Source organism: Agromyces ramosus (assembly GCF_030817175.1).
GTDB classification, from domain to species: Bacteria; Actinomycetota; Actinomycetes; order Actinomycetales; family Microbacteriaceae; genus Agromyces; species Agromyces ramosus_A.
On the sequence record NZ_JAUSYY010000001.1, the window covers coordinates 3,782,762 to 3,804,233 of the forward strand.

At 67.9% G+C, this 21,472-nt stretch carries 16 protein-coding genes; 8 read left to right on the top strand and 8 right to left on the bottom strand.

What is annotated here, in order from left to right; translation table 11 throughout:
* Positions 1–6 precede the first annotated feature (6 nt).
* From QFZ26_RS17720 to QFZ26_RS17730, 3 genes are all read left to right on the top strand, one after another.
* Complete coding sequence (locus QFZ26_RS17720; protein WP_307044468.1) at positions 7–2,613, top strand: family 78 glycoside hydrolase catalytic domain; 2,607 nt, start codon at positions 7–9, stop codon at positions 2,611–2,613.
* A gap of 69 nt (positions 2,614–2,682) precedes the next feature.
* Positions 2,683–7,098, top strand: coding sequence for an SGNH/GDSL hydrolase family protein (locus QFZ26_RS17725; RefSeq protein ID WP_307044470.1), 4,416 nt, complete (start codon positions 2,683–2,685; stop codon positions 7,096–7,098).
* Between the two features lie 8 nt (positions 7,099–7,106).
* On the top strand, positions 7,107–8,579 hold the full coding sequence (locus tag QFZ26_RS17730) for a glycoside hydrolase family 1 protein (protein ID WP_307044472.1): 1,473 nt from the start codon (positions 7,107–7,109) through the stop codon (positions 8,577–8,579).
* A 1,044-nt stretch (positions 8,580–9,623) separates the two neighbouring features.
* Here the strand turns inward: QFZ26_RS17730 and QFZ26_RS17735 are convergent.
* From QFZ26_RS17735 to QFZ26_RS17760, 6 genes are all read right to left on the bottom strand, one after another.
* Positions 9,624–10,220 carry a DnaJ family domain-containing protein gene (locus QFZ26_RS17735; RefSeq protein WP_307044474.1) on the bottom strand — a complete coding sequence of 199 codons (597 nt, stop codon included), beginning with the start codon at positions 10,218–10,220 and terminating at the stop codon, positions 9,624–9,626.
* 156 nt (positions 10,221–10,376) lie between these two features.
* On the bottom strand, positions 10,377–10,970 hold the full coding sequence (locus tag QFZ26_RS17740) for a GNAT family N-acetyltransferase (RefSeq protein WP_307044476.1): 594 nt from the start codon (positions 10,968–10,970) through the stop codon (positions 10,377–10,379).
* A gap of 415 nt (positions 10,971–11,385) precedes the next feature.
* Positions 11,386–11,811: an SRPBCC family protein gene (locus QFZ26_RS17745; RefSeq protein ID WP_307044478.1), complete on the bottom strand. Its 426-nt coding sequence runs from the start codon at positions 11,809–11,811 to the stop codon at positions 11,386–11,388.
* Positions 11,812–11,865: 54 nt separating this feature from the next.
* A complete protein-coding gene (locus QFZ26_RS17750) occupies positions 11,866–12,912 on the bottom strand; it encodes a D-alanine--D-alanine ligase family protein (protein ID WP_307044480.1) in 1,047 nt (348 codons plus the stop codon).
* Positions 12,834–13,964, bottom strand: coding sequence for an alanine racemase (alr, locus tag QFZ26_RS17755; RefSeq protein WP_307045146.1), 1,131 nt, complete (start codon positions 13,962–13,964; stop codon positions 12,834–12,836). Before alr ends, QFZ26_RS17750 begins: the two co-directional genes overlap by 79 nt.
* On the bottom strand, positions 13,961–14,614 hold the full coding sequence (locus tag QFZ26_RS17760; RefSeq protein WP_307044482.1) for a M15 family metallopeptidase: 654 nt from the start codon (positions 14,612–14,614) through the stop codon (positions 13,961–13,963). The genes alr and QFZ26_RS17760 overlap by 4 nt, the downstream gene beginning before the upstream one ends.
* 86 nt (positions 14,615–14,700) lie before the next feature.
* On the opposite strand from QFZ26_RS17760, the gene QFZ26_RS17765 reads away from it, so the two are divergent.
* The 3 genes from QFZ26_RS17765 to QFZ26_RS17775 all read left to right on the top strand — a co-directional run bounded on the left by QFZ26_RS17765 (position 14,701) and on the right by QFZ26_RS17775 (position 17,311).
* Positions 14,701–15,396, top strand: coding sequence for a response regulator transcription factor (locus QFZ26_RS17765; RefSeq protein ID WP_307044484.1), 696 nt, complete (start codon positions 14,701–14,703; stop codon positions 15,394–15,396).
* Between the two features lie 10 nt (positions 15,397–15,406).
* Positions 15,407–16,468 (top strand): sensor histidine kinase, encoded by a 1,062-nt coding sequence (locus tag QFZ26_RS17770; RefSeq protein ID WP_307044486.1) that lies wholly within the window; start codon positions 15,407–15,409, stop codon positions 16,466–16,468.
* 75 nt (positions 16,469–16,543) lie between these two features.
* Complete coding sequence (locus tag QFZ26_RS17775) at positions 16,544–17,311, top strand: LacI family DNA-binding transcriptional regulator (RefSeq protein WP_307044488.1); 768 nt, start codon at positions 16,544–16,546, stop codon at positions 17,309–17,311.
* Positions 17,312–17,368: 57 nt separating this feature from the next.
* On the opposite strand, the gene QFZ26_RS17780 is transcribed toward QFZ26_RS17775, so the two are convergent.
* The gene (locus QFZ26_RS17780; RefSeq protein ID WP_307044490.1) at positions 17,369–18,043 is read right to left on the bottom strand and encodes a hypothetical protein; all 675 of its coding nucleotides are present in this window, start codon (positions 18,041–18,043) and stop codon (positions 17,369–17,371) included.
* Positions 18,044–18,259: 216 nt separating this feature from the next.
* Between QFZ26_RS17780 and QFZ26_RS17785 the strand changes: the two genes are divergently transcribed.
* Complete coding sequence (locus QFZ26_RS17785) at positions 18,260–20,056, top strand: bifunctional 3'-5' exonuclease/DNA polymerase (protein ID WP_307044491.1); 1,797 nt, start codon at positions 18,260–18,262, stop codon at positions 20,054–20,056.
* Here QFZ26_RS17785 and QFZ26_RS17790 read toward each other — a convergent pair.
* Positions 20,035–20,706 carry a PadR family transcriptional regulator gene (locus QFZ26_RS17790; protein WP_307044493.1) on the bottom strand — a complete coding sequence of 224 codons (672 nt, stop codon included), beginning with the start codon at positions 20,704–20,706 and terminating at the stop codon, positions 20,035–20,037. The two genes, QFZ26_RS17785 and QFZ26_RS17790, sit on opposite strands and share 22 nt — an antisense overlap.
* A gap of 211 nt (positions 20,707–20,917) precedes the next feature.
* Here QFZ26_RS17790 and QFZ26_RS17795 point away from each other — a divergent pair, with 211 nt between their 5' ends.
* Positions 20,918–21,439 carry a DUF3145 domain-containing protein gene (locus QFZ26_RS17795; RefSeq protein WP_307044495.1) on the top strand — a complete coding sequence of 174 codons (522 nt, stop codon included), beginning with the start codon at positions 20,918–20,920 and terminating at the stop codon, positions 21,437–21,439.
* Positions 21,440–21,472: the final 33 nt, after the last annotated feature.

Consider the following 21,472-nt stretch of genomic DNA (forward strand, 5'->3'; position numbering starts at 1 on the left):
ATGACGATGCAGAAACCGGTGCTGCCGAACGGCGGCGCCGAGCCCGCCGCCGCCTCGTCGGCCATCGCGACGGTCGCGCGCGTCTCGCGACTCCGGGTCGAGCAGGCCGAGCCCGGGGCGGCCCTCGGCACTGGGACGCCGCGGCTGTCCTGGGTGCTCGAGACACGCGACCGCGATTGGCGGTCGGACCGCTACGAGATCGAGTTCCAGGATTCGTCGGGCGCGGCATCCGTCGCCGTCGTCTCGAGCGGCGAGAGCGTGCTCGTCGACTGGCCGCTCGCCCCACTCGAATCGCGGCGGCACGGCCGCGTTCGCGTGCGCGTGGGATCAGGCGCCAGGTGGACCGAGTGGAGCGACGCCGAAGCGCTCGAAGTCGGGCTGCTCGAGACGGACGACTGGTCGGCGTCATTCGTGAGCCCGGTCTCCTTCGGCGGGCTTGATGACGCGGCGCCACTCGTCTTCACCGAGTTCACGCTCGACGCCCTGCCGGTGCGCGCCCGCCTCTACGCGACCGCGCACGGCGTCTACGAGGCCTCGCTGAACGGTGCACGCATCGGCGATGACGTGCTCGCGCCCGGCTGGACCGCGTACGAGCACCGCCTGCGTTACCAGGCATACGACGTGCTCGCCCATCTCCGCAGGGGCGCGAACACCATCAGCGCTCTGCTCGGCAACGGTTGGTACCGCGGCCAGCTCGTCTGGCCCGGCAACCGTTCGAGCTACGGCGACCGACTCGCGTTGCTCGCGCAGCTCGAGCTCGAGTTCGCCGACGGCTCGCGACGCGTCATCGCAACGGATGCCTCGTGGCGGGCGAGCCCGAGCGGCATCCTCTTCGACGACCTGTACGACGGTGAGCGGCGCGACCTGCGCGTTCCGAACGCGCCCGACCGCGCGTCGAGCGAGCCGGTCGAGGTCGTGCCCGGTGATCACGCGCGACTCGTCGCCCGCCGCAGCCCTGCCGTGCGCGTGACCGAGCGAGTGCCGACCGCCGAGATGTCGGTTTCGCCGTCGGGGGCGACGATCGTTGACTTCGGGCAGAACCTCGTCGGCTGGGTCGAGCTCGTGGTGCGCGGTGGTCGTGCCGGCGACGAGGTTACGGTGCGCCATGCCGAGGTGCTCGAGGCGGGTGAGCTCGCACTGCGCCCGCTCCGGAGCGCCAAGGTGACGGCGACGTACGTGCTGAGCGGGGCCGACGTCGAGGTGCTGCACCCGACGTTCACCTTCAACGGCTTCCGCTATGCCGAGATCACGGGTGCGCCTCACATCGCGCTTGGAGATGTGACGGCGCTCGTGCTCGGCTCGGATCTGCGTCGCACCGGGTGGTTCGAGAGTTCCGACCCGCTCGTCGACCGATTGCACGAGAACGTGGTCTGGGGCATGCGCGGCAACTTCCTCGATCTTCCGACCGACTGCCCCCAACGGGACGAGCGGCTCGGATGGACCGGCGACATCCAGGTGTTCGCACCCACCGCCGCAACGCTTTTCGACACCTCGGGGTTCCTTGCGGGCTGGCTCGAGGACCTCGCAGCCGAGCAGCGACCCGACGGGGGAGTGCCGTACGTCATCCCGGACGTGCTGCGCGAGGAGGACCCGGCGGCCGCGGGATGGAGCGACGCCGCCACGATCGTGCCGTCGGCGCTGTTCCTCTCGTATGCCGATCGCGACGTGCTCGAGCGGCAATATCCCTCGATGCGTGCCTGGGTCGACAAGGTGACGAGCCTCGCTGGTGACGACCATCTCTGGAACAGCGGTTTCCAGTTCGGCGACTGGCTCGATCCAACGGCACCGCCTGAGGAGCCAGCGAAGGCAGCAGCCGATCCCTACGTCGTCGCGACCGCCTACTCTGCGCGCTCGGCCGGTCTGCTCGCGACCGCGGCAGCGACGCTCGGCCATGCCGAAGACGCCAGGCGATACGGTGCGCTCGCCGACCAGATCGTGATCGCCTTCAATCACGAATACGTCACCCCAGGGGGGCGTGTGCTGAGCGATTGCCAGACGGTCTACGCGCTGGCCCTGTGCTGGGATCTCATCGTCGATGACGCCGCACGCCGTGCCGCAGGCGATCGGCTGGTGGAGCTCGTGATCGCCGCCGACCACCGGGTCGCCACCGGATTCGTCGGCACGCCGCTCATCCTCGATGCGCTCTGCCTGGCCGGCCGGCCGGATGTCGCCCACCGGATGCTGCTCGAGACCACGTCGCCGTCGTGGTTGTACGCCGTCACGATGGGGGCAACCACCATCTGGGAACGTTGGGACTCGATGCTGCCCGACGGCACGGTGAACCCTGGCACGATGACCTCGTTCAACCACTACGCATACGGGGCCGTTGCCGACTGGCTCCACCGTTGTGTCGGGGGCCTGGCCGCGGCGGCGCCCGGGTGGAAGCGCGTCACGGTTCGGCCGCTCGTGACCGGCCAGCTCACGCACGCGCGGACCGCCGTCGACTCGCCGTACGGTCGCATCGAGAGCTCGTGGCGGCTCGACCACGGGCGCGTGCTGCTCGAGGTGGAGGTGCCCTACGCAGTCACGGCAGACGTGTGGGTACCGGGAGCGGATGCCCCGGTGACCGTCGGTCTCGGCAGACATCGCTTCGACGGCACGGCCGGCTTGTGAAGAGTCCCCGGTCGGTGACCTCGTTCGCTGCGCTTCGATACTCACTCCATCAACGACGATTGGAACACCTTGCGCTTCACGACCTCGTTCTTCACGCAGCCGCTCGTTTCGGCCGTGCTCGCATTCACGCTCATGGTCGGGCTCATTCTGGTCGGTGTCCCCGCGCCAGCAGGGGCGACCTCGCTCGCCTCGGCGGACGGCCGGGTCGTCTCTGCGGGTCAAGCGGCTGACCCTGTTGCGGAGGTGGGTGACGACTGGTTCACGTCGTGGGCGCAATCGCAGGATCGGCGGTCCGGCATCACGTTCAAGGAACAGACCTTCCGCATGATCACGCATCTGAGCCAGGGCGGTGACGCACTTCGAATCCGCTTCCAGAACCAGTACGGCGCCGCGCCGATCACGATCGATGCGGCCGCAGTGGCGTTGAGCGCGAAGGGTTCGGCGACCGTGCCGGGGACCACCCGGACGCTCGCGTTCGCCGGCCTGCCGAGCGTGACCATCCCGGTGGGCGGCGAGGTCTGGAGCGACACCGTCGAGCTCGAGACCGCCGCGCAGGACGACGTCGCGGTGAGCATGTACGTCAAAGCGCCGACGGTGCCGAGCCTGCACAGCTACCCCTATCGCGACAATTACGTCTCAGCCGCAGGATCGGGAGACCAGGTCGCCGACGAATCTGGTACGCCGTTCGCCGAGAAGATGGCGTGGACCTACCTGGTGAGCGCCGTCGATGTGCACAACACGGAGCTGCTCGGCACTATCGTGTCATTCGGCAGCTCGGTGGTCGACGGCGAGGGCAGCCAGAATTGCGGGCCCGGCTGCACCGCGACCGGCACGAATCGTCGCTGGTCGGATGAGCTGGCGCGACGGATCAACAGCGAACTCCCGGCCGATGCGCAGCTCGCCGTCGCCAACGCGGGAATCGGAGGCACGACCAGCGCCCCGAGCTGTGCCGACGGCGTCAGCCGGCTGGAGCGCGACGTGCTCGCACTGCACGGCGTGACCGGAGTGATCTTCTATTACGGCACGAACGATCTGGGCGAGAACTGCAGCAGCGCGACGATCCTCGCGAGCTATCAGGACATGTTCTCCCGACTCAGGGACGCCGGAATCGCGGTGTACGTCACGCCGATCACCCCCCGGCCCTCGTACACCGCGCAGCAGAATGCCGAGCGCAACGCCGTCAACGCCTTCGTCCGGAACTCGGGCGACTGCAGCGGCACTTGCGACGGCGTGCTCGACTTCGATGAGGTGTTGAAGGATCCTGCGAACCCCAACGCCATCTTCCGGCCCTACGACACCGGTGACGGCACGCACGTGAATGTCGCAGGCCAGCAGGCCATCGCCAACAGCATCTCGCTGCCGCTCATCGCCTCATCCGCACTGGCACCGGATGACACCCGGCCGCTGACCAAGACGTTCTCGATCTACGACTTCGAAGACGGGTTCCAGGGCTGGCGCGCCGGCACCGGCGTCGGGGCCGTGGAGTGGGCCGACAGCTTCGCGAACGGACCCAAGACGCCGTTCGCCGGGAATCGGGTGATGGATGCGTCGTCGGTCGCGCTCCCCGCAGACGCCATGCGATCGGTGTTCGTCGAGCCGCCGCATCCGCTCGATCTCAGTGCGGCGACGCAGCTGGTGGCGCACCTCGATGCCTGGGGCGGTTTGGGCGGCGGCACCGGCTACGAGGCCGCGATCACGCTGACGAGCGCAGATGGCGAGGAGCTCATCGAGACGTTCCAGGTGTCGCCCGACACCTGGAACGAATTGACCCTCGACGTGTCCTCATGGGCTGCGCGCGGTGCGGTGAGCCGCATCGAGATCGGGTTCCGTGCGCTCGGCACCTCGAGCATCTGGGTGCCGCATTTCCAGATCGATGACGTCACCTGGAACGCCGGTCCCGTCGCTGGACCCGCGGAAGCGACATCGTGTGACACGGCCGCCACGGCCGACGGCCAGCAGCCGGTGTTGCAGCTGCAGCTCGGCACCGACTCGACCTGGGCGGGTGTTCGACCGAACTACTCCTTCGACGGGCTCGACGCCGTGCGGAACGGGTTCGACCGCGTGGGGTACTGCCTCGAGACGGCCGGAGGCACCGGCGACCAGTGGGCCTGGGCAGGGATGGACCCGTTCACCGCGGACTGGAGCCTGCTCGGCCTGCACACCATTCCCGGGCAGATCTCGCAGCAGCGCGTGACGGATCTCGAGGTCGCGTCGAACGTCGCCGGCGTGGCGACCGGTGAGCACCTCACCGGGTGGCTCGAACACTGGCCGAACAGCTACCTGACTCACCGCAGTGGTCAGGTAGAGGGTGCGACGAGCGAGCGATACGACGCCGACGACCAGCCGATCACCGGATGGCACGGCTCCTTCCAGATCCACCGCGTGAATGAGGAGCCGGGCAATGCCGGGGCGCCGAGCACCGTCATGGCGCTCAACAACTTCACCGGCCCCGGAACACTCGCGCTCGGCTTCGGCGATGCCCCGCGGGGCGGGCCGGCGGAATCGGACTGGACCTTTGCCGCGAACGCCAACGCGTTCACCAGTCGCACCCTGACGGTGTTCGCGCGACCCGCGGTGGTCTCGCTGACCCAGGCGCCGCAGGACCGGCAACTGTTCGCGCGGGACACCGACAACGGCGCGAACGTGGTGATCGCGGGCGAAGCGGATGCCTCGGTGGACTCCGTGCGGATGTCTTCGACCAGCCAGGGCGAGACCGTGCAGCAGGTGGGCTCGGGTCCGTCGTTCTCCTTCGACACCCGGATCACGGCAGGCCTGCACGACTACGACTTCCTCTTGGAAGCGCGCGTCGACGGAGTCTGGCGCGAGGTCGGCCACTGGACGCACGTCGTCTCGGGTGACGTCTTCGTGATTCAGGGCCAGTCCAACGCGGAATCGGCTGCCTGGGAGAGCGGTTCGGATTCCAGTACGGGCAACCAGTCACCCTGGGTGCGCACCTACGGAACGACATCGTGGAACTCCGATACGTCTCGTGCCAACCGCGCGTGGCAGTACGCCTACGGTGACATGACCTCGCCGAACAAGGGCGAGGTCACCAATGCAGGGATGGTCGGTCAGTGGGGCATGCGCATGGGCGGCGTGCTCTCGCAGCAGCAGGAGGTTCCGATTGCGATCTTCAACGGTGCGCACGGTGGCCAGCGAATCGGCTTCTTCCAGCGCAATGATGCTGATCCGAATGACGCCAACACGAACTACGGTCGGCTGCGTCACCGACTCGAGGCCGCGGGTGTGCTCGCAGATGTGAAGGCTGTGCTCTGGTATCAGGGTCAGGCGGAGAACGGCGACACTCGCACCCACATCGAAGGCTTCACCTCGTTGCTCGAGGACTGGCAGGGTGAGCTGGGCTCCGATCTGACGAACGGATCGTCGTACTACGCGTTCCAGATTCGGGGCTCGTGCAATCCCGCCGGAGATGCCGCCCGCGAGAGCGACATCGACTTGCGGAACGCGCAGCGAAACCTCTCGCGAACACTCGGCGTGACGGTGCTCTCCACAACTGGGGCGCCGAACCACGACGGGTGTCACTTCGGATACGAGAACGGCTACAAGATGCTTGGCGAACAGGCCGCTGCTGTACTCTCCCGCGACTTGTACGACGGCCCGAGTGCTGGGGTTGCAGCTCCCGACCCGATTGCCGCGACTGCGGCATCCGCGTCGAGTACCGAGTTCTCGATCCAACTCGATTCGGCAACTGATCCTCTGACCGTCGATGCCGGTTTCGACTCGATGGGCGACTTCGTTCTTCACAACTCTGCAGCGAGCGTGACGAACGTGACGTATGTGGATGGAGGAAAGCTTCTCGTCACGGTGGCGGGATCGATCGGTGCGGATGCCACGATCTCCTACCTTTCCCACTACGGCCCAGGTCCGATGATTCGAACGTCGAGAGGTGTCGGCCTGCTCGCCTTCGACCGGATACCGGTTGTGGTGGGAGTTGCTGCTCCGCAATTGGTGGACTCGGTTCCGGAGGCCATTGCCGGTGGTGAGTATTCGACCACATTGGGTGCGGTGGGTACGGATGCAGCGCGATACACGGTGACGAATGGCATTCTGCCCACCGGGTTCGCTCTCGACCGGGTTACGGGGGAGTTGACCGGAACATCGACGGTTGCGAACGCGACGACGTTCACGGTTCGGATGGACTCGGCGGCAGGCACCAGCAGCCGAGAGTTCTCGTTCATCGTCGCGCCGGCACCGGTTGCGAAACTGACAGTGTCATCGGATTCGATGACGTCGACAGTGCGTGGCAGCGTTCAGATCAGCGTCACGGGTGAAGACGCATTCGGAAACGATCTCGGGGACCTCGCGGCTGAGGCCGTGTTGACCAGCGACAAGCCGGATGACGTGATCTCTGGTAGCCGAGTCACCTTCACGCACGCCGGTGCGCACGTGATCACGGCCACAGTGGGAGAAGTGTCTGGATCGGTGCGTATCGATGTCCGCGGCAGAGGCCGGTGGTTCCGGTGAGATGCCGGGTGGCGAGCCGGGTAGCGCGCGTTCGCCGGAGCGGATCCGACGCTCCCACGCTCCCGCGGGGCTTCGAGTTCGGTGTCGCGACGAGCGCCTACCAGATCGAGGGCGCCTGGGACGTCGACGGGCGCGGCCCGTCGGTGTGGGACACCTTCAGCCAAACCCTTGGCAAGGTGTTGGGTGACGTGCCCGGAAACGACGGCGTACGCCATTACGAACGTATGGATTCGGACGTCGGGTTGCTCCGCTGGCTCGGCGTGGACTCGTACCGGTTCTCGATCTCCTGGTCTCGTATTCTTCCGGACGGGGTCGGAACGCTCAACCAGCGCGGCGTGGACTTCTATCGTCGGCTCCTCGACCGTCTCGAAGATGCCGGCATCTCGCCCAGCATCACGCTCTACCACTGGGACCTGCCACAAGCGCTGGAGGATCGGGGCGGGTGGCGAAGTCGCGACGTTCAGTTCTGGTTCGCCGAGTACGCGCAGCGGGCGTTCGAGCAGTTCGGTCGGTACACGCCCCGCTGGGCGACGCTCAACGAGCCCATCGCCAACTGGGTAGGGTACGGTCTGGGCGTGTTCGCGCCAGGTTACCGCGATGAACTCGGCGGTCGCGCCGCGATGCACAACGCCTTGCTTGCCCACGGGCAGGCCGTTCGCGCTTTCCGTGCCGCGGGGTCGCCCGGAGAGATCGGGATCGTGGTCGATGTGTGGCCGAGATCTGCGGTGCAACCCACTCCCGAACGGTTGCGGCAGGTGCGGGAGGAGGAGGCGGACTCGTACGAGGCATTCCTCAATCCACTGTTCCGCGGCGACTACTCGACCTTCCAACGGGAGCGATGGGGATCACAGGGCACGCTTCCGGAGATCGGGCCGGATGATCTCGCCCTCATCGGCGAGCCCATCGACTTCTTCGGGCTGAACGTCTACAACCGTGTCTACATCGACGGTGCTCCGACCGAGGGCGACGACGACTCGACGGACGTCGTGGCCGGGAACTTTCTCGACAACGGGCACTTCTACGATCCGTCGGTGGCGTACGAGGTGCTCATGATGCTCAAGAACGACTATCGACTGTCCGTGCCGATCTACGTCACCGAGAACGGCTCGGCGAACTGCAATGAGGACGTCGTGGCCGGTCGAATCCACGACGGCGATCGGATCGCGTACGTGCGGAGCTTCCTCGAGGAGATCAGCCGAGCTGTCGCCGACGGCGTGGACGTGCGTGGGTACTCGCTCTGGTCGTTCCTCGACAATTACGAGTGGAGCAGCGCGTACTCGCAGCGCTACGGGATCATCCATGTCGATCTCGACTCGTTCGAACGGGTTCCGAAGGACAGCGCCTATTGGTACCGGGAGATCGTCCGAGCACGATCGCTGAATCTCCCACCCGGAGAACAGCACACCGAGGCGGCACAGGCGGAGCCTAAGGACACGACGACTGGTCACAAAGCTGACGGCGGCACGCCGCAGCCGGGTTGAGGATGTTGGTGTGGATCTTCATAGGGATCGCGACAATGCCCGTCTGGTCGTTCGCTCCAGCCGGCGACACGGTAGTTGACCCGATCGCTGCACGTTCTCGTGGGCACCGTTCCCATCCACCCTGACGACGACGGAGCCTGGGGCGACGATGCCACCAGCGAGATCGCCGCGCTGCCGTGGGGTCCCGACGCCTGCAACACGGTCGCCGGAAACGTGAAACCGGGTACGACTGGATGATGCAGAAGGCCGACGCTGCCTACATGATCGACTCGTGTAGGCCAGAGTCGCATTCGACAGGCTCCACACGCGGACGAGCCTGTAAGTAGGAAGTCGACGCTGGACAGCAACCGAACCCGTCACGAAGGAGCAGCCGATCGGCGGCCAGTACGCCTCCCACTCCCGCGACGAAGCATCCGTCAGCCTTGAACCGTTGAAGTTGGACGTCTCGTTCCTCGCAGGCACAGGCCAGCGCGATCCGGTCCGGATCGGGAAGGGCATAGCCGGCTGACGGCGCGGACCCAGAGGTCACAGCTTCAGCTCAGAGGGCTCGGCACGTGTATTCACCACTTACTGCCTCGTTTCCATCTAGGCGCTGAGTGCGAGGACGGGGTCGGCGAGTACTTCGAGGGTGGACTCCGGATCGAGTCGCGACTGTTCGCACGGCACTCGATGCGTTCACGTTTATCCAACGATTATTCGATCCGAGCCTCACGGAGTCACACCGAGGCGACCCGAGTAGTCTGAGATGTGCAGTTTCAGGATCGGCGAGAAATCCCCGATCATGTCGAGATCGGTCGAGCAGTCGCCGAGGTTCCGGCGCCGGGGGAGTGGTCCTCGGGAGAGTCCATCGGTCACGGGTTCAAGTCCCGTCCGCCCTACCTCGAGAAATTCCCAGCGGTTCTGCTCGTCGCGAAGCAAATCGGTGCGCGCGGCGCCACCGTACTCCGACGACTCGAGTGTCTGATCGAAAGGCTGTGAGCCGGACTTGGGCGCGAACTACGAGCCGTGCAGCCGTCCCGGTGAGCGATCCGACTGATGGGTCCCTCAGTCGCGACGCTTCCACCACCGAGTTCGTGACGTCCTCTGCTCGTGCTCGAGCTGTTCGCGCTCCGCGGCCGCCTCACGTCGTCGGGCTTCGCGGCGCTCGCGCCATGCGCGAACCTCATCGCCCGCGTCCCGAGTGGGCGTCACGACGGGCGGCCCGCCGAGCAATTGGCGGCGTGCCTCGATCACGCGCCGGTTGAAGTCCTCGACGGCCTCGCGCACCTCGGATTCGCGGTGCATTCGATCCAGCTGGGCCTCGAGTTGGGCGTTCTCGACCCGCAGGGTGAGCGCAGGCGGGCCCAATCCGCTCAGTTGCTCGCGCTCGATCTTGCGACGAATCCACCAGTCGGGGTCGTGCTGCCCAGTCAATCCATCGAGGGGCTTTCCCGCGCCCGGCAGGTTGTCGAATTCGCCGCGACGGATGGCCTGCTGGATCGCGTTCTCCACGTATGCCGACCGCTCAGCCTGCGTGGACGGTCCAGCCGGTTCGGGCGCCGCATCGGCGTCATCGGGCTCTTCGCCACACGCGATGGCCTCTTCACGGGCGAGGCGATCGAGCCGGTACTGCCACGCGGCGCGCTGAGGATCCTCGCTCAACCTCGCCCTCCCTCGCGGTATCGGATTTCGATCTTCCACGATACGACGCCGCGCCTCAGGGTGCTCGTCGCAGGCGCCCCAGCCGATCCTTCAGCGGGCGACTGAGAGCGCGGCGAGCCGGACCTGACGCCGTGACCAGTCTGTGTGAACCTGACGTCAGCCGCGGGCCGGTGGGATCGTCTTGCGCATCACGGTCTTGCTCTTGCCGATGTGACGCTCGAACGTGAATCCCGCCTTCTCGAACATGGCCCTCGTGCCGTTGTGGAGGAACGAGGACGACGTCCTCTTGCCGGGGGCGAGCTCGTTAGGAAACGAGACGACCTCGCCCCCGCCGGCCTGCGCGATCAGCTCGAGCGCGCCATCCAGCGCCTCCCGTGCCACTCCCGACCGTCGGTGGTCGCGATCGACGAAGAAGCAGGTGATGCGCCACGGTGCCGACTTGGTCTCGCCCGCGTCGTATTGCTTGCGATGGTAGATGTTCGGCAGCTCGACCGGACTGCCGAACTCGCACCACGCGATCGCGTCGTCACCGTCGAAGACGAGCGCGGCGTGCGCGACGCCCTCCGCCACGAGTCGCTGCTTGAACGTCGGCCGGTCGTATTCGTCCTTGACGGTGTGCTCCGTGTCGTCATGGAAGTACGAGCAGTAGCACCCGCCCCAGACGCCGTTGTGCTTCTGCGCGAGCGCCAGCCACGCCGGGAAGGTCTCGGGAGTGAGCGGCTTGATCACATGCGAATTCGTCACCACCACCTCACCCGCCACACGTCTCGACGCACGCGGCCCGCCAATCCGAGACTCGCGATTGCTCGTGGAAGGCGGCTGGCGTGTATCCAGTCGGAACGTCCTCATCGGCCATGGCAACTCCTCGCGTCGGTGCTGCCAGTCTGCCGACTGGTTCCGACTTTCGACAAGATCGGCGCGGCCACCTGCGGGCGTACTCGTCGGATCCGACGACCGCCGTCAACGCAACGGCCTCTGGTCTCGTACCTGGCCAGGACCTCGCCGTCGGGAAACGTCCGGGTACCCAGCTGTTCCAGGGTGGTGAAGAATGGCGTACCGCCAGACGGCTTCGTGCTCGTCGAGCTCGCGCCCGGGGTGACCACCGAGCAGGTGACGGATGCCACGGGCGCGCCGTTCGTCCAGCCGTCAACGCGGTGGCGTCGCATCAGCGTTCGAGCAGCTCCTTCAATACCTGCAGATTCGCGGCGACGGAGGTCTGCACCTTCCGCGTGGCCAGGTTTGCGACGAGGCCCAGCGGGCCCGCCGCCGCGAGGTCCATATGGTTCGTGAGCGTCGTCGCGCCGCGCGCTTCGCTCAACTCGTACGTCACGCGGCCGTGGAGGAATGCGAGGTCGCCGACGACGGCGAGCAACCGGTTCGGTTCGATCTCGACGACCTCGAACTCCTCCTCGCCCGGCGAGGGAAGTGTGCGGGTCTGTCGGTAACGGGTGCCGAGGCCGACCGGACCGCTCGTGAGCTTTCGTGTCTCACTGATCGCGTAATTCCAATTGGGAATGTTCTCGAATCGCGCAAGGTAGGCGAACACGGCGGCTTGCGGGCGGCTGATCGTCACGACGTTCTCGAACTTCACGAAGGATCTCCCAATGGCTGCGGAATGGGCGGATGGGTGATGGCCGGACCGCCGTCAAGCTGAGACTGGGGGCGGCACCGTCGCGGCGCCGACCAGGCGGGCGACCAGCTCGTCATACGGTACTCCCGCGGCCGCGAACATGCGGGGCACCTGAGACGCGGCGGTCATCCCGGGCATCGTGTTGACCTCGTTGAGCACGGGACCGTCAGCGGTGAGGAAGAAGTCCATTCGAGCGACTCCGTCGCAGCCGAGTGCGTCGAACATCCTCACGGCCGCTTCCCTCAGGGCCACGCGATCGGTGCTGCCCAGGTCGGCCGGCACCGTGAAGCGGGCGGTTCCGTCGTACTTGGTGGCCGTGTCGAACAGTCCCTCGGCGTGGATCTCCAACGGCGGTGGCGTCCACCGGCTGCCGTCGGCTTCGCTCAGGACCGCGACGTCGATCTCGCGGCCGTACACGACGTCCTCGATGAGGATCCGATCGTCGTACTGAGCAGCGGTGCGGAGCGCCCCACCGAATTCGCCGGCTTCCCTCACCAATGTGACCCCGAAGCTGGAACCGGCGGAGACCGGCTTGACGACGACCTCGGTCTCGAAACCGATGCCTCCAAGGTCGGCTGCATGCACCAGCCGCCCGTGGGCGGTCCGTATCCCGACGGCTTCGGCGACGAGCTTGGTCGCCCATTTGTCCATGCCGATCGCTCCGGCACGCACGCCGGAACCGACCACGGGCTTGTGGGAGAGGGCGCACAGTGCTGCCAGTGTCCCGTCCTCACCCAGCGGGCCGTGGATTGCCGGAAAGACCACATCGGCTCGGGCGAGAAATGGGAGTGATGCGCTCAGCGAGTCGGCAGCGCTCGCTCCGAGGGGATCTCCGCGCAGTCTCCATCGCCCGTCGCGACCGATGGTGATGGCGGTGACCTCGAACCCGCCGCGGCGGAGCGCGCCATCGATGGCGGCAGCCGTCGCCAGGGAGACGTCGTGCTCGGCGTTCTGGCCGCCGCCGATGACCAAGACGTGGGGTTTCATGCGATCGCCCTTCTCACGCGTGCTCCGATGCCAGTGACGATGGTGTGGGGTATGGTTCCGGCCCAGCGAGCCCATTCGTGGATGGTCGGGGTGGGGCCGCCCTTCGGACCGAACACGGTCGCGATCGTGCCGCGCGGAATCGAATCCGCTCCGGTGTCGATCACGATCTGGTCCATCGAGACGCGCCCGACGATCGGGTAGCGTCGCCCACGGATCTCCACCGAAGCCTCCGAACAGATCTCTCGCGGTATTCCGTCGGCGTACCCCAGGGGCAGGACACTGAGATTGGTGGATGTCCCGGTGACGAAGGTGCCGCCGTATCCGACCGGCGTTCCCGCCGCGGCGGTGGCGCCGTGCACGATCGCCGCGGTCAGACGCGCTGCGCCGTGCAGTTCGGTGGTCCCGGATGGATCGATGCCGACGAGACCCGCCCCGAGGCGGACCATTCCGAAGTGCGTCGCAGGGTCGCACAGCGTTCCCGAGGTTGCAGCCAGATGGGTGAGCGGGGCACCGAACCCTGCCGCCGTCATCCTTCGCCTGGCGCGGTGCATCTGAGCGACCGCGGACTCGTTGGCCTCGGGTTGCGCCTGATCGGCCAACGGCAGGTGCCCCATGAGACCCACGACGCGGATGCTCCCTCGCCGCTGCTCCTGCCGTGCGCGCGCGATCAGCGCATCCCAATCGCGCGTGGGGCAGCCCTCACGTGCCATGCCGGTGTCCACGTACAGGTGGACTCGAACGTGGGCGGAGCCGTGCTCGAGCAGAGCCTCCAGTTCGTCGATCGAACCGATTGCGACGTCGATCCGGTCGGCGGCGGCTGCCTCTGCGTCCACGCCGGACGGGTTCAACCACGTCAGGATCGGCACCGTGAGCCCTGCCGCGCGCAGCCGGGACGCGTCCGCGATGTCGGTCGTGCCAAGCCAGTCCGCTCCGGCCGCGACCGCGGCCTTCGCGACCGCGATGGCCCCGTGCCCGTACCCATCCGCTTTGACCACCGCCATGATCCGCGCACGGGTCCGTCGCCGAGCGATCGCCACGTTCTGTGCGACCGCCTCGGAGAGAGTCTGCAAGGTGGGCTGCGAGAGGTGTCGGAGGCCGGGACGGCGGAAGTCGACAGTGACGGTCATTGCTGCATCCTCGGGTCTTGCGTGGGGTCGGCGAACATGGGTGGACAACCACGGTCGATCGCCTCTGGACGCAGTTCGTAGTGCCACGATTCGTTGCCGTAGATCTGGCACAGCCCGTACCCGGCGCCGTGTTCTGACAGCCACGCCGTGGCATCGTAGGACCCGATGTCGACCGCTTTCCCGGACACGTGGGCGGAGGTGTCCGCCGTGGCGACCCAACGCGCGGCTTCCTCTTCGGACCCGTAGTCGGAGACCGCCTCACGAAGCAGTTGATCCTGGTACTCAGCGGAACGCCATCCGCTGTTGACGGTGAACTCCACGCCGTCGTCCGCGGCAGCCATCGCCGCCGCGCGAACGGCGTGGAGCAGATCCGGGTCGAGGTTGGCGACGGCGGGATAGTCGTCGTCGAATACCGACACGCCGCCGGGCAGGATGCCGTCGTGCTCGCTGATTGCGCCGTCATCCGCCGCGATCGTCGTGCCCGGGTCGCCGGGAGGGACCTCGCTGAACGAGTGCGCCGATGACGACGCCGGCTCCGAGAGCTGAGAGACAACGGTTCCCGTGACCGCAGTCGCGACGACGACCAACCCGAGGGCGAAGAGCCCGAGACGTCTGCGGGGCCGTGTTCGTGCTGTTGCCGTTCGACTCATGCTGCCAGTCAAGGCCGCGAGCCGTTGCCGGCACGTATGGGGTTTTCGATACGCCGACGATATGCTCCGGCCCGTAGCATCGAGGGATGCGCGTGTTGGTCGTCGAGGATGAGCCCTACATGGCAGAGGCCATCCGCGACGGGCTCCGCCTCGAAGCGATCGCGGCCGACATCGCCGGCGACGGTGACACGGCTCTCGAGCTGCTGAGCGTCAACGCCTACGACATCGCCGTGCTCGACCGCGACATCCCCGGGCCCTCCGGCGACGAGATCGCCGCACACATCGTCGCCTCCGGCAGCGGCATGCCGGTCCTCATGCTCACCGCGGCCGACCGCATCGACGACAAGGCCTCCGGGTTCGAGCTCGGCGCCGACGACTATCTCACCAAGCCGTTCGAACTCCGCGAACTGGTGCTCCGTCTCCGAGCGCTCGATCGCAGGCGCGCGCACAACAGGCCACCCGTGCGGGAGATCGCCGGACTGCGTCTGGATCCGTTCCGCCGCGAGGTCTACCGCGATGGCCGGTACATCGCGCTCACCCGCAAGCAGTTCGCCGTGCTCGAAGTCCTCGTCGCAGCTGAAGGCGGCGTCATCAGCGCGGAAGAACTGCTGGAACGGGCCTGGGACGAGAACGCCGATCCCTTCACCAATGCCGTGCGCATCACCGTCTCAGCCCTGCGCAAGCGGCTCGGAGAACCGTGGCTGATCGCAACGGTGGCCGGCGTCGGATACCGCATCGACACGCAGCCGGGCGCCGGGCGTCACGGAGCCGACCGTGCATAGGGAGCGCGGTTTGAGTGCTCGCCTCAAGCTCACCCTGAGCTACGCCGGGTTCCTGATGATCGCCGGTGCCGCCTTGCTCGCGGTCGTGTGGGTTTTCCTCCTGCGCTACGTCCCTGACGGTCCCATCATGGCCATCGGAGGGAGCGTGCCCAACCGTGACGACCTCGTGCGTGCGTTCGTGCCAGCCGTGGCTTGGGCTCTGGTCTTCCTGCTCGGATTCGGTCTGGTGGGAGGTTGGATCCTGTCGGGCCGCATGCTCGCGCCCCTGACTCGCATCACACGTGCCACCCGCCTCGCCGCGAACGGATCGCTCTCGCACCGCATCCACTTGGAAGGCCGCAATGACGAGTTCCGCGAGCTCGCCGACGCCTTCGACGCCATGCTCGCGCGTCTCGAAGCGCATGTGGCGGAACAGCAGAGGTTCGCCGCCAATGCGTCGCACGAGCTCCGCACCCCCTTGGCGATCACGCAAACGCTGCTCGAAGTCGCCCGCGACCATCCGAACGGCGTCACGAGCGAGCTCGTCGAACGCCTCCGCGGCGTGAACACCCGAGCGATCGATCTCACGGAGGCACTCCTCGTGCTCAGCCACGCTGACCGGAGGTCGTTCGTCCGCGAACGCGTCGACCTGTCGCTGCTCGCGGAACAGGCCACCGAAACGCTGCTCCCGCTCGCCGAGAGGCGCGGGATCACCATCGACACCTCTGGCAAGGTCGCGCTTGCGCTCGGCTCGCACGCCCTCCTGCTGCAGCTGACGACGAACCTCGTGCACAACGCGATCGTGCACAACCTCGCTGAGGGCGGCACCGTGCGGGTCAGCACCGGCGTCGACCGCGCGGGCGTGACGCTGACGGTCGAGAACAGCGGTGAGAAGCTCAGTCCACAACTGGTGTCGACACTCACAGAACCGTTCCAGCGCGGCACCGAACGCATCCGAACCGACCACGAAGGGGTCGGTCTCGGCCTGGCGATCGTGAAGAGCATCACCCAGGCACATGACGGCATCCTCACGCTCGCCCCCAGGGCCGCTGGAGGGCTCCGCGTCAGTGTGGAACTCCCGAGCGCCCACTGACACCGCCGAACCGACTACGATGGTGTCATGAGCGTCGTCGACTCTCCTTCGCGATTCACGCCACCGCCGTCGATCGTGCTGCTGCGCGACTTCGTCAACACCGTGGAGTGGCAGGTCGATCACGACGAGTGGGAGTCCCCGGTCGATCTCGGTTCGTGGTTCGCCGAACACGCAGAGCTCGCCGTGCATGACCTGAGCATCGAGGATCTGGAACTGGCGCGCCGGGTACGCGAGGGGCTGCGTTCGGTGCTGCTGATGAATGCCGGTCACGAGCCGCTCGAGACATCCATCGACGATCTGAACGACGCCCTTGGCGTCGTCCCGCTTCGGATGCGATTCAGTGACGACGGCTCCGCGGTGCTCGCGGCGGCGCATTCATCAGCTCTCGAGCGCGCGCTCTCCGTCGTCATGGAGGCGATCGAGGCGGCCCACCACGACGGAAGCTGGCCGCGGTTGAAGGCATGTTCCCGGGATTCCTGTCGATGGGCCTACTGGGACGGCTCTCGCAACCGATCGGGCCGATGGTGCTCGATGGCGGGCTGCGGCAACTACGTCAAGATGCGCCGGCGAAACAGTCCCGAGGAGGCGCAGGCTGACGTGATATCCGAATCGGCGAGCAACCGGATCCCGACCCTCGTCGATGTCGCGGGACGCGCGGGTGTGTCCATGAAGACCGTGTCGAACGTCGTCACGGGCGCATTCAATGTGGCGGAGCCGACCAGGTCGCGAGTGTTGGCGGCCATCGAGGAGCTCGGCTACCAGCCCAACCTCGCCGCGCGCGCCCTGCGAGCTCGCCGCACTGCCAAGCCTGATGCGCCTGGAAGCGAGGCCGCACGCGACTGAATCGCCATCGGATGCGCGCGACGGCAGGCCACGCCGCGCGGCGTCGTGGCCGCGTCGTCACGACACAGCCGGCTGCTGGATCGCGATCGCGTCGACGGGGTCGTCTCCACGGATCTGCCGCATCAGCGTCACGACCTCGTCGACGGCCGCCACCGTCAGCGAGCGGCAGACGACGCTGTACGTGCCGAAGGGTTCGAGGCCGCCTGCGCGAATGCGGATGACCTCCCAGCCCACCTCGCGGAGGGCCTCGTCTTTCTCGAGGTCGGATGCCTCCTTGAGGCCTCGGTGCGCGCGACGCGACCTCCCGGGGTCGTCGTACTCGATCGCGATGCGCAGTTGCGGCACGAGGATGTCGGGCCAGACCTCCTGCTTGCCGTAGAACATGCGGGCGATGCGTACGGCGTTGACACGGTGGTGGAGGCGGATGCGTTCGCCGAGGAGCATGCGGAGGCGCTGCTCGACCATCGAGGTGCCGACCTTGAGCCCGGGTTTCATGAATGCGAGTCCGGCTTCGCGTGACGCCGCTGGGCCTGCAGCGTTCGCGCGGCACTTCGCGCAGCTCGGACCGGTGAGCACCTCGCGAACGGTGGCGGGGTAGCGGTCGTGCCCGCGCGCACACCGCCAGTCGTAGTTCGCCCCCACGCGGGTCTCGCGGGCGAGCGCCGCCCGCTGCGGTGGTGCGACCCGCGCGAGGAGCTCCGAGCGCGAGCGGTGCGTCTCATGAAGGAGCATGCACAAGGGACAGACGCGCCGCAGGGCGACGACCCCCGGCTCGCCGACCGTACCGCCATGGCCGCACACGAACCCCACCGCGACCATCGGCCACTCCCATCACTCGTTGCGAACATGGTGTCGCGGGCCACCGACACTCGGGTGTCGAGCGTCACGCGCGGCGTGAGACGCGACCATCGGCCACCGATGTCGGCCCGGGCCCGGGAGAATGGAACGGTGCAGATCGCGGTGGGAACGGCGGGGCAGGGCCGGGTCGCCCTCGTCGACCTCGACGCATCCGACCAACCGATTGCGACGGTGTCGATCGCCGAGCTCCCGCCCGCGGTACGCGAGCTCGAGTCGCATCGTCCACGCTGGGTGTGGGGTGACACCCGCGATTGGTATCCGTCGCTCCTTGACGCCGGGATCCGCGTCGAACGCTGCCACGACCTGCGGCTGTGCGGCGCGATCCTCGGCCAGTCGTCGACCACCGAGGCGGCGCGCGTGGCGCACCCGCGACCGGCGTGGCTGCCGCTCGGCCCGAGCGAGCCGGGCGGAGCCGTGACGCCGGTCGAGGCATCCGTCGACCGCACGCCCCTCTTCGATTTCGAGGAGTTCGACGTCCTCCAGGCAATCGGCGTGGAGGAGCGCACCGGCGAGGCATCCGATCGGGTCGCGTCCGCCGACGCGGCCGCGGTGCCGGTGGCAGCCGTCGCGGCCGAGTACCGCCGCCAGCTCGAGGTCGTGGCGCAGAGCACGTCACCGGGGGCGCTGCGCCTGCTGCTCGCGGCAGAATCGGTGGGAGCCCTCATCGGCGTCGAGCTCCATGCCGCCGGGCTCCCGTGGGATCGAGCCGTGCACGAACGGGTCCTCGAGACCGAGCTCGGGCCGAAGCCGAAGCCCGGCTGGAAGCCGGCCCACATGGAGCGGCTCGCCGCCGAGGTGCGTGCAGCCCTGGAGGCGCCGTCCGTGAACCTCGACTCGCAGGTCGACCTGCTGCGCGCCCTGCGTCGGGCGGGCATCCATGTCGCCTCCACAGGGCGCTGGGAGCTGAAGGAGCACGAGCATCCGGCGATCGAGCCGCTCCTCGCCTACAAGAAGCTCGCTCGGCTCCTGAGTGCCAACGGCTGGGCGTGGCTCGACGAGTGGATCGCCGATGGCCGGTTCCGGCCCGACTACGTTCCGGGCGGCACGGCGACGGGCCGCTGGGCGACCGCCGGCGGAGGCGCACTGCAGCTGCCGAAGAACGTTCGCAGCGCCGTCGTCGCCGACCCCGGCTGGAAGCTGGTGGTGGCGGATGCCGCACAGCTCGAGCCGCGCGTGCTCGCCGGCCTCGCGCGCGATGAGGCGATGGCCGAAGCCGGCCGGGGCAAGGACTTCTACCGCGGCATCGTCGACGCGGGGGTCGTCGAGAACCGCGAGCAGGCGAAGTACGCGATCCTGGGTGCCATGTACGGCGCGACGACGGGGGAGAGCGGGCGACTCGTGCCGCGACTCGCGCGCGCCTACCCGCGGGCGATGGCCCTGGTCGACCGCGCCGCGGCCGACGGCGAGCGAGGTGCGATCGTCACGTCGCACCTCGGCCGCTCGTCACCCCTGCCGTCGGCGGAGTGGCGCGAGGTGCAGTCGCGAGCGAGCCAGCCCGAGGCGACCTCCGCCGACGAACGCCGGGCCCGGTCGGTCGCTCGCGACTGGGGCCGCTTCACGCGCAACTTCGTGGTGCAGGGCAGCGCGGCCGAGTGGGCGCTCTGCTGGATGGCCGCCCTTCGTTCGCGGCTCGCGGCTATCGCGGCGACCGCGGTCGTCGATGAACTCGCTCGCGCGTCCGGTCCCGCCTTCGAGCGGGCCCCGCACCTCGTGTACTTCCTCCACGACGAGATCATCGTGCATACACCGGCGGTGCTGGCAGAACAGGTCGCCGAGGCTGTCACCGAGGCGGCGCGTGGTGCGGGCAAGCTGCTCTTCGGCGAATTCCCGGTCGAGTTCCCGCTCGACCTTGAAGTCGTCGACAGCTACGCCCTCGCCGAGGGCTGAGCGCTGCCGTCGCGGCCGCCGTCTGCCGACGACGTCGGTTCGTCGTCGGCCCTGCGTGGAGCAGCAGGCCGCCGACCGCGCCGAGGGCGTGTCGCCTTCGGGGCGAACGCAGAGCTCGACGCCGCTACGGCCGAGACGCCGCCGAGCCACTCGAGGGCCGCTCTCGCCTTGGCGGCGTCGGCATGCGCCGCCTGCACTGCGAGCTCGGCTTCGGGTGCGAGCGGCGTGTCGGGATCCGGCGACACACCCGCGACAGCGGCATTCGCCTCCGCCGCAGCGAGCCGGCCGCGCCAGCGCGCGAGCTCACCGTCGACGGTCGACTCGGCATCGACCCCGGGCAGCGAGAGCGCAATGAGCACGCGATCGACCGTCTCGTCCCAAGGGTCGGCGCCCGCGGCATCCACTCCGCCGAGCCAGGCGAGGGCGGCGGTCTCGCCCGCCGGGGTCAGCGCGTGCAGGGGGAGCCCGTCGTCGGTCGTGCCGGCCGGGGTGATGAGCTTCTGCGCGGTCAGGCGATCGAGCGTGGCATACGTCTGGCCGACGTTGACCTGCCGCCGCCCTCCCGTGCGAGCTTCGACGCCGCCGTGCAACTGGAAGCCGTAGGCCGGACCCATCGTGAGCAGGGTGAGGAGCGCGTCACGTACGGCCATTGGGTCTCCGAATCGGGAGGAGGAACGATTCACCGAGTATAGAGTTTTTGAGCCGCGGATGCCCGTCAACACGAAACGACGCCCGAGATCTTGCCTTCCGCCCTGATCCGGAGCATAATCGCCCATGACGGCTCGCCGTCGACAACCGAACACCGGCCATCCGCCGCTCCGAGGTCGTAGGGGAAGACGCACCTCAGGAACGGAGAGAGAGATGGCGGAGAAGGTCACGCGGGCCGTGCGCGCCGCGCGAGGGGTGCTGTTCGTGCACTCCTCGCCGCGGGCGCTGTGCCCGCATGTCGAATGGGCGGCCGGCGGTGCGCTGGGCACGCCGGTCAACTTCGACTGGAGCGAGCAGCCCGTGCTGCGCGGCATGATGCGCGCCGAGTTCTACTGGGAGGGCGAGGCCGGCAGCGGTGCGAAGCTCGCCTCGGCACTGCGCGGCTGGGAACAGTTGCGGTTCGAGGTGAGTGAGGACCCGACGCCGGGCTCCGATGGCGCCCGGTGGATGCACACGCCTGAGCTCGGGGTGCACTTCGCGCAGACCGACACCGCGGGCAATGCGGTGATTCCCGAGGACCGCATCCGGTATGCGATGGAACTCGCCGGGCATGACCCGGTCGAGCTGCACCGCGAGCTCCGGCTCGCGCTCGGGCAGGCATGGGACGACGAACTCGAGCCGTTCCGCCACGCCAGTGATTTCGCTCCGGTCGTCTGGTTGCACCAGGTGGGCTGAGCGGCAGGTGTGACGAGGCGGTGGCGTGACGCG

What these genes read in the sequence shown, in the direction of transcription:
- QFZ26_RS17720 (WP_307044468.1), top strand. Translation starts at nt 7, where the DNA reads ATGCAGAAACCGGTGCTGCCGAACGGCGGCGCCGAGCCCGCCGCCGCC.
- QFZ26_RS17750 (WP_307044480.1), bottom strand. Translation starts at nt 12,912, where the DNA reads ATGGGCTCGCTGGGCCGGAACCATACCCCACACCATCGTCACTGGCAT.
- alr (WP_307045146.1), bottom strand. Translation starts at nt 13,964, where the DNA reads ATGACCGTCACTGTCGACTTCCGCCGTCCCGGCCTCCGACACCTCTCG.
- QFZ26_RS17760 (WP_307044482.1), bottom strand. Translation starts at nt 14,614, where the DNA reads ATGAGTCGAACGGCAACAGCACGAACACGGCCCCGCAGACGTCTCGGG.
- QFZ26_RS17765 (WP_307044484.1), top strand. Translation starts at nt 14,701, where the DNA reads ATGCGCGTGTTGGTCGTCGAGGATGAGCCCTACATGGCAGAGGCCATC.
- QFZ26_RS17780 (WP_307044490.1), bottom strand. Translation starts at nt 18,043, where the DNA reads ATGCTCCTTCATGAGACGCACCGCTCGCGCTCGGAGCTCCTCGCGCGG.
- QFZ26_RS17790 (WP_307044493.1), bottom strand. Translation starts at nt 20,706, where the DNA reads ATGGCCGTACGTGACGCGCTCCTCACCCTGCTCACGATGGGTCCGGCC.
- QFZ26_RS17795 (WP_307044495.1), top strand. Translation starts at nt 20,918, where the DNA reads ATGGCGGAGAAGGTCACGCGGGCCGTGCGCGCCGCGCGAGGGGTGCTG.